This window comes from Streptomyces ipomoeae 91-03 (assembly GCF_000317595.1).
Classification (GTDB): domain Bacteria; phylum Actinomycetota; class Actinomycetes; order Streptomycetales; family Streptomycetaceae; genus Streptomyces; species Streptomyces ipomoeae.
Genome location: NZ_AEJC01000118.1, coordinates 16,996 through 29,939, shown reverse-complemented (window position 1 = coordinate 29,939; position 12,944 = coordinate 16,996). Strand labels below are relative to the sequence as shown.

General features: G+C 71.4%; 11 protein-coding genes. 4 read left to right on the top strand and 7 right to left on the bottom strand.

All coding sequences use genetic code 11. From position 1 onward, the window contains the following. The 4 genes from STRIP9103_RS08160 to srlA all read right to left on the bottom strand — a co-directional run. Positions 1–222 (bottom strand): hypothetical protein (locus STRIP9103_RS08160; protein WP_048819915.1); only part of this gene is annotated, 222 nt, incomplete at its 3' end. A 114-nt stretch (positions 223–336) separates the two neighbouring features. After that, positions 337–708: a PTS glucitol/sorbitol transporter subunit IIA gene (locus STRIP9103_RS08155; RefSeq protein WP_009303020.1), complete on the bottom strand. Its 372-nt coding sequence runs from the start codon at positions 706–708 to the stop codon at positions 337–339. Continuing rightward, complete coding sequence (gene srlE, locus STRIP9103_RS08150) at positions 708–1,760, bottom strand: PTS glucitol/sorbitol transporter subunit IIB (protein WP_009303047.1); 1,053 nt, start codon at positions 1,758–1,760, stop codon at positions 708–710. The genes STRIP9103_RS08155 and srlE overlap by 1 nt, the downstream gene beginning before the upstream one ends. Then, entirely contained in the window at positions 1,757–2,428 is a 672-nt protein-coding gene (gene srlA, locus STRIP9103_RS08145) for a PTS glucitol/sorbitol transporter subunit IIC (RefSeq protein ID WP_009303042.1), read from the bottom strand. The genes srlE and srlA overlap by 4 nt, the downstream gene beginning before the upstream one ends. 469 nt (positions 2,429–2,897) lie before the next feature. Between srlA and STRIP9103_RS08140 the strand changes: the two genes are divergently transcribed. From STRIP9103_RS08140 to STRIP9103_RS08130, 4 genes are all read left to right on the top strand, one after another. Continuing rightward, on the top strand, positions 2,898–3,170 hold the full coding sequence (locus STRIP9103_RS08140) for an HPr family phosphocarrier protein (RefSeq protein ID WP_009303063.1): 273 nt from the start codon (positions 2,898–2,900) through the stop codon (positions 3,168–3,170). 57 nt (positions 3,171–3,227) lie between these two features. After that, positions 3,228–4,247: a sugar-binding transcriptional regulator gene (locus tag STRIP9103_RS08135; protein WP_009303022.1), complete on the top strand. Its 1,020-nt coding sequence runs from the start codon at positions 3,228–3,230 to the stop codon at positions 4,245–4,247. A 241-nt stretch (positions 4,248–4,488) separates the two neighbouring features. Further along, on the top strand, positions 4,489–4,653 hold the full coding sequence (locus STRIP9103_RS50575) for a hypothetical protein (RefSeq protein ID WP_009303060.1): 165 nt from the start codon (positions 4,489–4,491) through the stop codon (positions 4,651–4,653). A 669-nt stretch (positions 4,654–5,322) separates the two neighbouring features. Next, the gene (locus tag STRIP9103_RS08130; protein WP_009303035.1) at positions 5,323–5,877 is read left to right on the top strand and encodes a Uma2 family endonuclease; all 555 of its coding nucleotides are present in this window, start codon (positions 5,323–5,325) and stop codon (positions 5,875–5,877) included. 211 nt (positions 5,878–6,088) lie between these two features. Here STRIP9103_RS08130 and STRIP9103_RS08125 read toward each other — a convergent pair whose 3' ends face one another. From STRIP9103_RS08125 to STRIP9103_RS08115, 3 genes are read right to left on the bottom strand one after another with little or no spacing between them, the layout of a single operon-like run. Next, entirely contained in the window at positions 6,089–7,381 is a 1,293-nt protein-coding gene (locus STRIP9103_RS08125) for a TIGR02679 family protein (RefSeq protein WP_009303054.1), read from the bottom strand. Beyond that, positions 7,371–11,495, bottom strand: coding sequence for a TIGR02680 family protein (locus STRIP9103_RS08120; RefSeq protein WP_009303028.1), 4,125 nt, complete (start codon positions 11,493–11,495; stop codon positions 7,371–7,373). Before STRIP9103_RS08120 ends, STRIP9103_RS08125 begins: the two co-directional genes overlap by 11 nt. After that, positions 11,492–12,922: a TIGR02678 family protein gene (locus STRIP9103_RS08115; RefSeq protein ID WP_009303030.1), complete on the bottom strand. Its 1,431-nt coding sequence runs from the start codon at positions 12,920–12,922 to the stop codon at positions 11,492–11,494. Before STRIP9103_RS08115 ends, STRIP9103_RS08120 begins: the two co-directional genes overlap by 4 nt. Between the last annotated feature and the right edge of the window lie 22 nt (positions 12,923–12,944).

Sequence of the window (12,944 nt, the reverse complement as noted above, 5' to 3'; positions counted from 1 at the left end):
CACCGCATTCCGTATCCGATCGGGATTCCGGCCGCGCAGCCGAACCGTTCCGCAGCTCAGACACATCAGGGCCACCACCTCGGTGGTGACTTCGGTGGTGCCGAGACGGTAGGCGAAGCGAGGTGAGCCGAGCAGTGGCAGTGCCATGGATCCCTCGACGAGCGTCCCGCCGCAGTCGCGGCAGACGTCCTCGGCCGGGGCGCTGTCATCAGGGGCGTTCATGGGTACTGCTCCTTCCTGCCTCCGCCGTCGCTTGACGGCCACCCTCGTACGACCCGTACGGGCCGTACGAGGTGCTGTGGCCGCATCGCGTCCCCGCCTCGCCCACCCGCACCGTCACGCGCGGACGAGCCTCAGTTCGGTTCCCGGTGCGGGAACCTCGAGTGGACCGTCGGCGTGCAACGCTCCGGGCAGCAGCCCGGCAGCCGGATCGGGGGCGACGTAGACGACCACGTGACCGAGAGTCGTCAGGTTCTCCTGGGCGCGCTCCCCGACCGCGGTCAGGGTCAGCCGCGTCTCACCGAGCCACAGCTCGTCGCCCCGTCGTATCTCCTGGGCCGGGGTGTCCGTCGGCTTGTGCACCACACTGAGGCTCTCCAGATCACCCGGAAGCGGTTCACCGAAGAGGATGAGGACGCCGCCGTCGATGAGGTCCGCGGCCTCCTCGCCGACGCGGAGGATGGTGCTCTGGTAGTAGAGGTTGTTCATCAGTACATCCCGAAGCTGACGAGCCAGGCAAGGGCCACGGCGAGGGGGGAGGTGATCAGACGGCTGAGCAGTACCGCCGGCGTACCGACCGCCACCGTCTCGGGTTTCGCCTCGCCGAGGGCGAGACCGACGGGGACGAAGTCGCAGCCGACCTGGCCGTTGATGGCGAACAGAGTGGGCAGAGCGTACTCGACAGGGATGGTTCCCGCGGCGATCTGCGTGCCCATCAGCACACCGATGATCTGGGCGATCGCCGCTCCGGGCCCCAGGATCGGGGACAGGAAGGGCAGGGCCACCACGGCACCGAGGGCGATGAGCCCCAACGGGTTCCCGGCCAGCGGCTTGAGGCCCTCACCCATCGCCTCGGCGACGCCGGTGTAGATGACGAACCCCAGCAGCAGGCTGACGTACGCCATGAACGGAAGGATGGTGCTGATCGTCAGAGTGATCGCCTGCCGACCCGAGGCCAGCAGGGTGTTCACCGCGTAACCGATCCCGGAACTGAACTTGATGAAGCCGTCGGAGATCCGGGAGAAGCGTCCGCCGCCTCCCGACGGCTGCGCGACGGACTCGGTGACCGGGTCCGTGGTCTGTTCACGGTTGCCCTCGGCCGACGGCGTGTCCGGCGCCGGCGCTGCCTCAGCGCCGTCCTCCGTCCCCTCCTCGACCACGATGTCGTCCAGCCCCACGTCGGAGACGAAGATGTCCTCGGTGATGAACTGGGCGAGCGGGCCGCCGGGCGAGCCGGGATACACGTCGATCGTCGGTATCCGCTTGCGCGGATAGACACCGATCCGAGCGGTACCGCCGCAGTTGATCACCGCGCAGATGACCTCGTCGTCGGGAACGGTGGTGCGGAAACCGTCGACGGCCTCCGCCCCGGTCAGGTCCGCGATCCGCTGGGCGACCGGGTGAATACCCCCGCCCGTGACCGACAGCACCTTGTTGCGGGTCTCGGTGCGGCGCAGTGTGAGTCCGTCGCCCCAGCCGCCGGCGCCCTTGCGGACGAACACCGAGGGGTATGTGCGTGGGCTCTGCTCGGTGGTCGTCATCGTGTGCCTCCGGTCACCGTGAGCGCGCTGCTGGCGGTGCCCGTGGTGAATTCCTCGTCGAACTTGCGGAAGATCTCGGTGCGGCCGGTCCTCTTGATCAGGATGAGAGTGATCCGCTCGGTGACGACGCCCCTGATGAAGATCACCACGACGCCCGTGGCGAGGTAGTACAGCGCCAGGGGCACGGTGGACAGCCCCAGCTTCTGCACGCCGCTGGCGATGCCCAGCCAGACGAACAGCTCGCCCGCGTTGGCGTAGGGGAAGAACGAGGTCACCGGGTGGACGAAGGAGACCGCCGAGTCGTAGAAGGCCGGCTTGTACTTCTCGGGCAGGAACCTGCCGAACGAGTAGCACATCGGGTTGGTGAGCATCAGCACGGCGAGCACCGGCATGACGGTGTAGCGGGTGATCCACCAGCGCGAGGACCACTCGACGGCCCGGGTCACGCGCTTCTCGCCGACGAACGTCACCAGCGCGTACATCGCGGTGAGCAGGACGATCAGCGTGGGGAGAATCCCGGTCACCAGACCGGTGAACTGCTTGCCGGCCTCGTTGAACAGGCCGATGAAGTGGGAGCCAACCCAGACTGCGCCACGAATGACAGGGTTGTCACTCTCCTCGCCCTGGGGTGTCGACGCCGCCAGGGCTGCCGCGGCAACGGTAACCATCTCGGCCCTCCTCTCTGTTGCTGAGCGGGGATACGGAGGTCTCCTTCTCCGAGTGGGGATGCGGAGGCCGGTCTGAGCCCATGGCCCGTACGGCGGAGACGAGTAGGCGGCTCTGGTGGGGTGGGGAGCCGACGTGATCGGGATATGACGGGAGGAACCGGAGATATTCAGCAGACGGGTTTGCACGTCTGCTCGGGCTTCCTCACCTCTGTTCAGTAGAGGTGTAGCACCGGGCGGCAAGGCACGACAAGATGTCGACCCTGATTACGTTGTGTGACCGTGATGGAAACTCCGCCCGTCAGCCCGAGCCTCGCCCCACCTCCATGGGCGTGCAGCGGTCGCCGGCGATGGCCGTTTGCACATCGATGCAAGTGTTCTTCACATCTGTCCATCGACTGTGTAACGTGCAGCTTCGCCCAGCCCTCGGCCAACGCGAGCGTACTTGGCCGGAGACACGAAGGAGAACGCTGTGCCTGAGACCCGCGTCACGATCGCATCCGAGGTAGGACTGCACGCCCGGCCCGCGGCGGCATTCGTCCAGGCGGCCGCGAAGCAGCCGTGCCAGGTGTCCATAGGCAGGGTGGAAGGGGCGCTGGTGAACGCGAAGAGCATGCTCGCCGTGCTGTCCCTCGCTCTCAAGCACGGGGAGGAGGTCGTGCTGCACACCGAAGGCGCCGAGGCCGAGGCCGCTCTTGCCGACCTCGCCGACCTGCTCGCGCGAGACCTCGACGCGGTGTCATGACGCGCGTCGCCCGCGGTCACCGGACCGCACCGCTTGACGCACCGCCGAGGAAGCACCATGCCGACCGCACGTGATCAGCACCTGCTGGTGAAGGTCGCCCGCATGTACTACGAGGAAGGCCGCTCCCAGCAGGAGATCGCCAACGCCCTCGGCGTCAGCCGGCCCAACATCTCCCGCATGCTCGCCGCAGCCCGGGAACGGGGGATCGTCGAAATCAGCATTCACGATCCGGCAGGGCGCGACCTGACCCTGGAGAGCGAGCTGCGCGCGACGTTCGGACTGCGTGACTGCCGGGTGGCCGATGCCCCTGGAAGTGACCGCACCCTGGCCCACGTCGGGGACCTCGGAGCCCGCTGGCTGCTGGAGACCATGCGGCCCGAGCAGCGCGTCGGGGTGTCCTGGGGGCGCACTCTTCAGGCGGTTGTGCAGCACGTCCCCGACAACGGCGGGCTCAACGTCGAAGTGGTGCCCCTCGTCGGCGGTCTGTCCTCTGTGGACTGCGAGATCACCGGCGAGGAACTGGTACGGGACCTGGCCGCCCGACTCGGCGGCCGATTCCGCCGACTGCACGCTCCGGCCCTGCTCACCACCCCGGCGAGCAGGCAGATCCTGCTCGCCGAGCCCTCCGTCCAGGCCGCGCTCAAGGCGGCCGAACAGGTCAGCATCGCGCTGGTCGGCGTCGGCAGCCACGGCGTCGGTTCCTCCGCGGCGATCATCGACGCCCTGGCACTCGACTCGCGGGAAAAGGAGGAGTTCGACAGCCGACAACCAGCCGGCGACCTCTGCGCGCGCTTCTTCGACGTCGACGGAAGACCGATTCCCGGTCCGGTCGAAGACCGGGTGCTGGCCGTGTCTCTTGGGCAACTGTCCAGGATCCCGCTCGTGGCGGGGGTGGCGGCGGGGGCGGAAAAGACCCGCGGCGTGCTCGGCGCCCTGCGCAGCGGCACGGTCGATGTGCTGATCTCCGACAGTTCCCTCGCTCGCGCCCTGCTCTCCGCCCAAGCCCCCTCGGACATGATCGGGACCAGGAACAGACCCAAGCCTCCCACGGTCACCGAAGAGCGGTGGACCTCCTGACTCGGCGAGCGTCCACTCGGCGACTGCAACGGCTCCATCGGACAAGTCGAGCACCAGGCCGAATGGCGCCAGGGACGCTGTACGAGCGGGAGTACTCGCCGGCAGATCCTTGAGCAGGGCTCGCGGAATCGGTGGGGTAGGTCAGGGTGACGTCGAGCCTCGGCTGCGGCTGGGTGATGGGGCGAGGCGGTGCGGGCGTCCGGGCGCGCCGTCGGCGGACGGTCCGAGACCTCATCCTCACATGCTCGCCGCCGGCATCGACGTGAAGATCGTGTCGGACACGCTCGGGCACAGCGACACCCGGATCACGCGGGACATCTACCAGAGCGTCCTGCCGCAGGTCGGCAAGAACGCGGCCGAGGCCAGGGCCAAGAAGAAGGGCAAACGGAAGAAGCCCAAGAAGTAGGGCACCGGACCGCTCCGCTCACGCATGCCATCCCGCGGCACCCCGGCCGCGTGACGCGTCACGCCCCGAGCAATACAAAAGGCCAGGTCACGGGCTATGTGACCTGGCCTTTGCCGGAGCCGCCTTCGGGATTCGAACCCGAGACCTACGCATTACGAGACCGTGAGTGATCGTGCTGCCGGATACTGCGTGATGCCGCCGAGTGATGTCGTGCCTGATCAGGGTACTTGCGGCAGGTTGTCCCCTGCTACCTCGTACTGCCCCGTCCAAAGGCGTCCGGCCACCGAGCGGCCACCGGATCGGGCACTCCCGAAGCAACGGGGCTCGAATCATTGAGTTGTCGGACTCGGACAGAGCGCCCCACTCACTGGACATCCGGGCCACCGCCACTTGACTCAAGCTGTAGATCGTGATCTTCATGTCTGGGATGCGGCTTGCCGCCGGTCGTGACTGGTGAGTGATCGTGCCTGGTGGCGCGCTAGGCGGACCAGGCAAGTGCCACCTGTTGGGTCCGAACGCTTACGGGCCCAGTTCACGCCCCGCCCCGCCTCACAGCGCCCGCTCGTGCGGACGGTTACCCCCTGTGGGGTGCGCGCACGCCACGGAAGTCCACCCGTGGGACGGCTCTGTCCGCCGTATCATGACGGCACACGGGAAGGAGCACCGTCCATGAGTGTCGACGCGATCACCCACACCGAGTTCCCCGCAGGATACGTGGTGTTCTTCGGCGCCGACGGAAAGATCATCATGACCCCGCAGAGCGAAGAGCACTCCAGCACGATCAAGTCGATGCAGTACGACACGATCCTGTCGCTCGGGCGGCACGCGAAGACACCTTCGGACGTCTACATCGACTTCCCGGCCGACGAGAACTCGGCCCCCGACCTGGCCATCCTGCGTGAGGACGCGCGCAAGGAGGGCAAGCGCTACAGCTTCGAGGACGTCCTGCTGATCTCCGAGGTCGTCTCGACCTCCTCCGCGCGCAAGGACTACAACGACTGCACCGCCAAGTACGGGCGCTACGGCATCCCGATCTACCTGATCGTGGACCCGTACGCCCAGGAAGTCGTCCTGCACACCCAGCCCACCGGGTCCGGCTACATCGCGGCACACACCCATGCATACGGCACCGGCAAGCTCCCCATCCCCCTGGCCGACGGCCGCATCTTCACCCTCGACCTCGACGAGCTCCCCCGGCCCGAGCCGGAGACCGACGCCCGCTGAGAAGAGGCGCCCCGAGGCACGAACGAGGTCGTCCAGGAATCCTGGCCTGGGCCGCTTGCCGCTGCCGAAGCCCGGCAGCCGGTCGGCGATGACGCGATCATCGAAACCGCCGATGAAGAGTTCCATGTCCCGGTGACCGGAATGGGATCCCCCCAGGGACGGCACAGGAAGTCGGCGTTCGGGATCGTTCTCCTCGGGCGCTGTCGCCGGATCAGGCACGGGTGAGGTCGGACAGGAGCGCGGGCAGGAGGCGTTCCTCCATGACCGCGCTGCCCGATGCCTCCATCGCGAGGGCCAGTCCGGGGTCCCAGGGGCTGGCCGCGGGCGGTCCCGCGAGTGGTGTGGACTCGCCCTCGCCGAGTGCCGCCGTGTAGTCGGCGGCGTTCATCCGCCAGGGACCGGCACCGTGGCGGGCCACGGCGTCCGCGGTGATGCGCAGGCCGGCCCAGTCGAAGTCGGCGCGCCAGTGCAGCCGGGCTCCCGCGCGTACGGCGTCGCCGAGCAGTTTGTGGCAGGCGGCGGACGGGACGCCCTCGGTGCACACGAGGGCGGCGGCGCGGCTGGCGGACCGGAGTTCGCCGGCGGCGGCGCGCAGTACGGCCGGGTTCTCGCAGACGAAGATGGTGCGGGCGGCGGGGACGACGGGGTCGGTGGCGAGCTGGTGGAGGGTGATCCGGAAGGGGATGCCGAAGTCGGCGGCGTCACGCAGCCAGTCGCAGACCACGGTATCCCCCTCGGCGCCGATGTTGAGGACGAGTACCTGGCTGGCGAGGTCGTCCGCGATGGCTCCGGCGCTCTCCCACAGGGCGCGCCGCCCGGCCCGCTCGCGCGGTACGGCACGGCCGTCGCCGGCGCGCTGGGCGAGGGCGCGCAGGACGAGTTGTTCGAGCGGGGTGCCGGGCACAAGGGCCTTGGTGTCGCCGGTGGCCCACTCGGCGAGCACCGGAAGCGGCAGGACACCGCGGACCCGGTTCGGGGAGTCCGCGGAGTGGTCCTCGTCACCGGTCAGCCTTTCCAGGACACGTACCGCCGCGTCGAGGAGCGGCGTGTCCCCGCGGCGTACGAGACGGGTGAGGGTGCCGTCGACGGCGATCCGGTCCAGCCAGGCGGCGAACCATCCCTGCCCGGCGAGTCGACTGGAGTGGGTGGACTTCAGTGCCTGATCGCGGCGCGCTTCCTCGTCGGCTCGTTCGGCCGGCCGGTCGCGCAGTGGCCCGTGGAGCCGACCGAGGGTCTGGAGGAGACCCGTGCCGTAACGGTCGTACAGATACCCGTCCAGGTCACGCAGGGGTACGGCGAGACGCCCCACGGTCTCGGGTCGGTAGCGGCCGGTGATGCCGATGACGGTGCGGCGCTCGGCGTCGCTGGGCCTCGTGAGCCCGATGTCGCCGTCGAGCGCGCCTCCGGTGCGCTCCAGTCTGCGGCGGGCGGCGGCGAGCAGCCGGGTCCATCCCTCGCCCCGCAACTCGTCGTACCCGTGGCCTTCACTCTGCTCAGTCGACAACCGCGGCCTCCCCGGGCGTCGGGGCGCGCCGGGTGCCCGGTGAGCCGAGGGCGGCGGTGAGGTCGCCGGTGTCGTCGGCGAGGAGCCGGTCGCCGTCCCAGACGAGCAGCAGGGCGGAGACGGTGTGGTCGACGGCGGTGTGCGCGAGGTCGTAGTGGGCGGCGGCGGACACGGAGGCGTGGGCGGCCCACAGGTCGTAGCCGGTCATGAACAGGTCGAGGTCGAACTGGGCGGCCAGCGACATGAGTTCGCCGCGCCCGGTGTCGTCCACGCCCGCGAAGGCCTCGTCGAGGGCGAGCAGGCGCGGGGCGTGCGGGTCGGCGGAGTTGAGCATGGCGTGCGCGGCGGCGAACAGCGGCAGGTGCAGCGACACGGACTGCTCGCCGCCCGACAGGCGGCTGTGCCGGGCGCGGGTGAGCCGCTCCTCGCTCCTGTCGGGGCGTACGAGCTGGAACGCGAACTGGCGCCAGCGCCGATAGTCGAGGACCTCGGCGAGCAGTTCGCGGTAGGGCTGGTCGCGGTGGCGGGCGCGGGCGGTCTTGATCTGCGCCGCGAAGTGGGTGCGCACCCGGGTGAGACCCTCGGGGCCGAGGCGGGCGGCGTCGGCGTCGAGGAGGCCGCAGACGGCACGCTGTTCGTCGTCGAGGTGGTCGGCGAGCAGCCAGCTCACTCCGACCGTCGTCCCCGACGACATCGTCCGCTTGCGCATGTCGGTGTTCATCCGCCGGATCAGGTCGCGGGCGTCGACGGTGCGGTCGTGGATCTGCTGGGCGAGCCGGGTGAGCAGGGCGTCCTCCAGGATGCGCTGCTCGGACTCGGAGAGCAGTTCGGCCTGGTCACGCCGGTGGGAGGAGATCTTCTGGGCGAAGGCCGCCACGGGCAGCGGCCCCTCCTCGTCGGCCACGCGGACGAGGATGACACCGTCGGAGCCGTCCCATTCGGGCCGGTAGTCCTGTCCGGCGGCGGCGAGCCGCGCCTGCAGGTCGTCCAGGGCCTTGGTGAGACGGGTGACGGACTGCTTGAGGCTGGTCTCGGTGGGGGTGAGGTCGCGGGTGGCGGTCAGGATCGCCTCGTGTACGGCGGCCACGGCGGGCGGGAGTTCCTCGCCGGCCCAGTCGGCCTCCTGGGCGGGCCAGGCCAGGCCGGGCGGGCAGCGCAGGATGTCGAGGAGTTCACGGGCCGCGTACGGGCGCAGACCGCGGGCGGTGTCCTTCTCCTCCGCCGCGGCGACCGCCCCGGCCTCGGCGGCGGCCGTACGGCGGGCCTCGGCCGCCGCGGTGCCCGCGATCGCGGTGTGCTGGGCCGTGCGGGCCGCCTCGGCCTCCCGGACCAGGGCGTCGATTCCGTCCTCGGTCTCCTGCACCTGCCGCATCACCTCCTGCGCCTCGGCCCCGACGGCCTCCTGGAGGGCCTCCAGCCCCGCGGCCTCCTCGGTGTGCCGACGGCGCGCCGCGCGCTCGGCGTCCGTCGCCGCCTCCTCGTCCTCGGCGGCGGCGGTGAGCCGGTCGGCGGCGGCCTCGGCCGCCTCGCTCTGGCGGGCGTGTTCGCGGCGACGGGCGGCGAGTTCGCGGACCGCCATCTCGAAAGCGCGGGTGGCGGTCTCGACGGCGTCGACGCGTTCGGACTCGATGGCGTGCTCGGCCGCGGTACGGCGCAGGGCGCGTTCGGCGACCGAGCAGGCGGCCACCGACTCGTCGTACGCGGCCTGGGAGGCGTCGGCGGCGTCGCGGGTGGCGCGCAGCCGCGCCGCAGCCCGGTCGAGTTCGCGCAGCGCCTGCGTGATGCCGGTGGTGCGAGGCAGGGCGGCGCGGGCGGCGGCGTACGCCTCCAAGGCGGCGTCCGTACGGGCCTGGGTACGCGCCAACTCGTCGCTCTGGGAGGAGAGTTCGGCCAGCAGCGTCTCGCAGGCGGCGATCCGGGCGGCACGCCGACGGGCACGGGCGGTCGCGCCGACGTACTCGGCGTGCTCCTTGGTGTGGGCGCCGACCAGGACACCGGCCGCGTACCGGCCGTCGGGGCCGATGTGCGGGATGCCGGCGTCGAGGTCGCCGGTGACGGCGACGGAGCGTAGTACGGCGGTGATGCGGGCGGCGGTCGGGATGGCCGCCTCGCCCTGGGGGTTCTCCGGGATCTCGGGGCGCAGGAGGTCGGCGAGACTCGGGCCGTTCACCGGGGCGCCGGCACGGAGGTAGCCCTCGCTGTGTCCGGCCGCCACGGGATTGGCCTCGGCGGTGACGAGGGCGTCGAGGAGGCCCGACGCCTCCAGGGCCGCTTCCAGACCGGCTCGCTGACGTTCCGTCAGCTCGTCGTCGAAGTCGACGAGCCGCCACAGCGGGACGCCGTCACCGAGTGCCCTTTCCAGGCTACGGCCCCGGGCCGGGGGCGGAGCGTCGTCGTGTTCGGCGGCGATCCGGTCGCGTTCGGCCTCGGTCTCGGCACGGCGGCGCTCGACATCGGTGCGCCGGGCACGCAGTGAGGCGAGGGTGTCGCGCAGTTCCTGCACGGCGGGTGCGGTGGCCTCGGTGAAGGCGTCGGCGAGCGTGACGGGCTCGCCCGGGGTCTCCGCCTCGCCGGTGAGTTCGAGGGCCTCGGCGAGCCGGGCGGCACCGGCCTCCGAGAGAAGCACACCATGAGCGCTCGTCCACTGACCGAGCGCCGTACGGGCCTGTTCGCGGGCGGACTCCAGAGCCGACTCGGCGGCGGTCTCCGCGGTCTCGGCCGCGGTGACGGCCCCCTGAGCACGGTCGAGCGAGATCCGGGCAAGGTCACGGGTCTGCTCGGCGCCGCGTGCCGCCTGCTGGGCGGCGCGCACGGCCCGGACGCCCTCGTGGCGGGCGGCGGCGAGCGCGGCGGAGCGGTCGGCGAGGCAGGTGGGCTCGGCGTCGGCCGGGGTCCAGGGGAGGCCGGCGGTGTGGGCGTGGTCGGCCACGGCGGCGGCGTCCCGGGAGACGGCCGTGTCGAGCTCGGCGGCGAGTCGCGCGGCGTGTTCGGCCTCGGCGCGGGCGCGACCGGTGGCGGCCGTACGGCGTTCACGGTCGGCGGTCGCCTGCCGGGCGGTCTGCTCGCAGGTGCGCACCAGGCGTTCCAGGTCGGCCAGTTGCTCGACGGCCTGGTAGGCGGCGGAGGAGCGCAGTTGGTCGAGACGGGCGCGCTGGGCGGCGAGCGAGGCGTCGGCCGACTCGGCGTGCGCCTCGGCGGCGGCCTGCTGCTCGCGGGCCGCCGTCAGGTCCGCGGTGGCGGTGCGCAGCGCGGCGGCGCGCTCGGCGGTCTCGGTACGGCGGGCGGTGAGCCGGTCCGCGGCGGCACGGGCGTGGACCCGCAGATAGGTGGAGTAGCTCGCGAGGAAGGCACGGGTGGCGTCGTCGGCGGCGACCAGCCCCTCAAGGGTGCGCTGCACGGACTCCATGTCGTCGAAGGAACGGGCCGCCTCGGCGATCAGGTCGTCGTCGAGCGGGCGCAGACCGGCGGTGAGGGTGTCGGAGAGCTTGGCCGGGTCGAGGTTCTTGGCGAGCTGCGGGCGGCGCAACGTGAGGATCAGGGTGAGCAGTTGCTCGTACCGCTCCGAGCCGAGGCCGAACAGGCGCCGGTCGACGGCGGCGCGGTAGTCGGCCGTGGAGGCGATCAGCTCGTGTCCGAGTTCGGCGGCGAGCTGCTTCCTCGTCATCGGCCGGTCGTCGTGGGTGAGGAGGGAGAAGTCCTCCCCGACGCGGCCGTCGGCGACGAAGTGCCAGCGAGCGGGTGTGTCGCGGTGCCGCTGGGCGTGCAGCCCGATGCCGCAGGTGACGGCCTGACCGGTCTCCCGGTGGGTGAACTCGATCCAGACGTAGCCGAGCGCGCTGTCCTGCCCGCGGAAGAGCAGGTTGGACTTCATCGTGCGGTCCTCGGCGGCGAACGGGTTGAGCCGCTTGGGGTCGATACGGCCGTCGAGGACGAAGGGGAAGAGGACTTCGAGGGCCTTGGTCTTGCCGGATCCGTTGGGGCCGCGCAGCACCAGCCAGCCGCCCGCGAAGGAGAACTCCTCGTCCCGGTAGTCCCACAGGTTGATGATCCCTGCACGGGTGGGAACGAACCGGGCTGAGTGGGTGGGAGCCTGAGTAGGAGCGGGGGTGCTCACGGAGTGGGGTCCTTGGTGGCGTCGTCGGTGAACAGGGCGGTCTGGGAGGGCGGCCCGGCCGCTGCACGGGTTCTCACGCGGGCGGTGACCCCCCGGTAGCGGGCGAGCAGCGGAAGCGCGAGAGCCCCGCCATCGACCCGGGCGATCAGTGACATGGCGGCCAGCAGGTCGAGCGCCTGACCCAGCAGCCGGTCCGGGTCACCACGCAGATCGGCGGCGAAGCCCGCACCGTACTCGGCGGTGATCTCCTTGAGCCTGCCCCGCAGCCAGGAGTCCGTGACGAAGGGGTAACGCGTCTCCGCCGGTTCCTGCCCCTCGTCGGCGGGCGCCTCGTACGCCGACTGCTTGAACCCCGACTCCGCGTCCGGCTCGGCGAGTTCGGACATCAGACCACGGGCCGGCAGGGCCGCGTCGATACGTCGGGCGCGCGCCGCGAGGCGTTCGGCGGCGGTGGGCGCGGGCAGCAGCTCGGGGGCATGCCGTCCGGAACGCTGGACGGCGGCGCTGATCCGGGCGGCGAGCAGCAGCGCGGCCTGTGCGACGGTGCCGCCGCCGGGGAAGCGGATGTCGGACAGCCTCCCGGAGGTGTCGATGAGCGCCACGCCCTCGGCCCGCCGCTCCACGGTCAGCCCGGTCAGGCGCTCCAAGTCCTCGACGAGGGCGGGCGCCCGCAGCTGACCCAGCAGTTCGGCATCGGCGTCGGCGTAGTACGCGACCGGGTTCTCCAGCACCAGGCGGCGGGCGCGCCGGGCCTGGTCACGGCGCTGTGCGGCACGCCCCGCGGACAGGCCCAGCGCGCTGCCGGAGTCGAGGAGCGCGGTGACGGAGGTCAGGTGCTGCAGGACGCGGGTCGGGTGGTGGACGGCGAGGAGGATCTCCCGGTCGATGTCGTACAGGGCCTCGGCGCGCTCGGGATCGCCGGCCCAGGCGGTGGCGGAGCCGTCGGCGAGGGTGAGCGCGCCGCGTTCGGTGAGCCAGCTGACGGCATCGACGAAGGCGTCCCGGTCGGCCTTGCGCGCGGTGTCGAGCCCGAGTCCGTCGATGCGTACGGCGTCGGCGGCGACCGCGTCGGCCAGCTCGCCCAGCGCCACCTGCGCGCCGTGCCGGCCCAGGGCCGCGAGGGCGAGGACGAGGTAGGCGTAACGGCGGCGGTCGAAGGGGCGTCCCGCGCGGGTGAGGGCCGGGCGGGTGGCGTCCAGGCCGTCCTGGGCGCGCTGGAGCCGGGCGGTGTCGGCAGTGGTCACGAGCCGGTAGCCCAGTGCCTCCATCAGGTCGGTGCGCAGCTGCTCGGCCCAGCGGCGCACGGTCGCCAGCGCCGCCCGATCCGGGTACCCGGGTGTGATCAGCGGGTGCCGCAGGACGAGGCGTACCGCCTTCTGGTAGTCGGCGAGTTCGAGCGGGGAGACGCCCTCGGCGACACGGTTCATGCGGTCCTGCCTCGGTGACGGA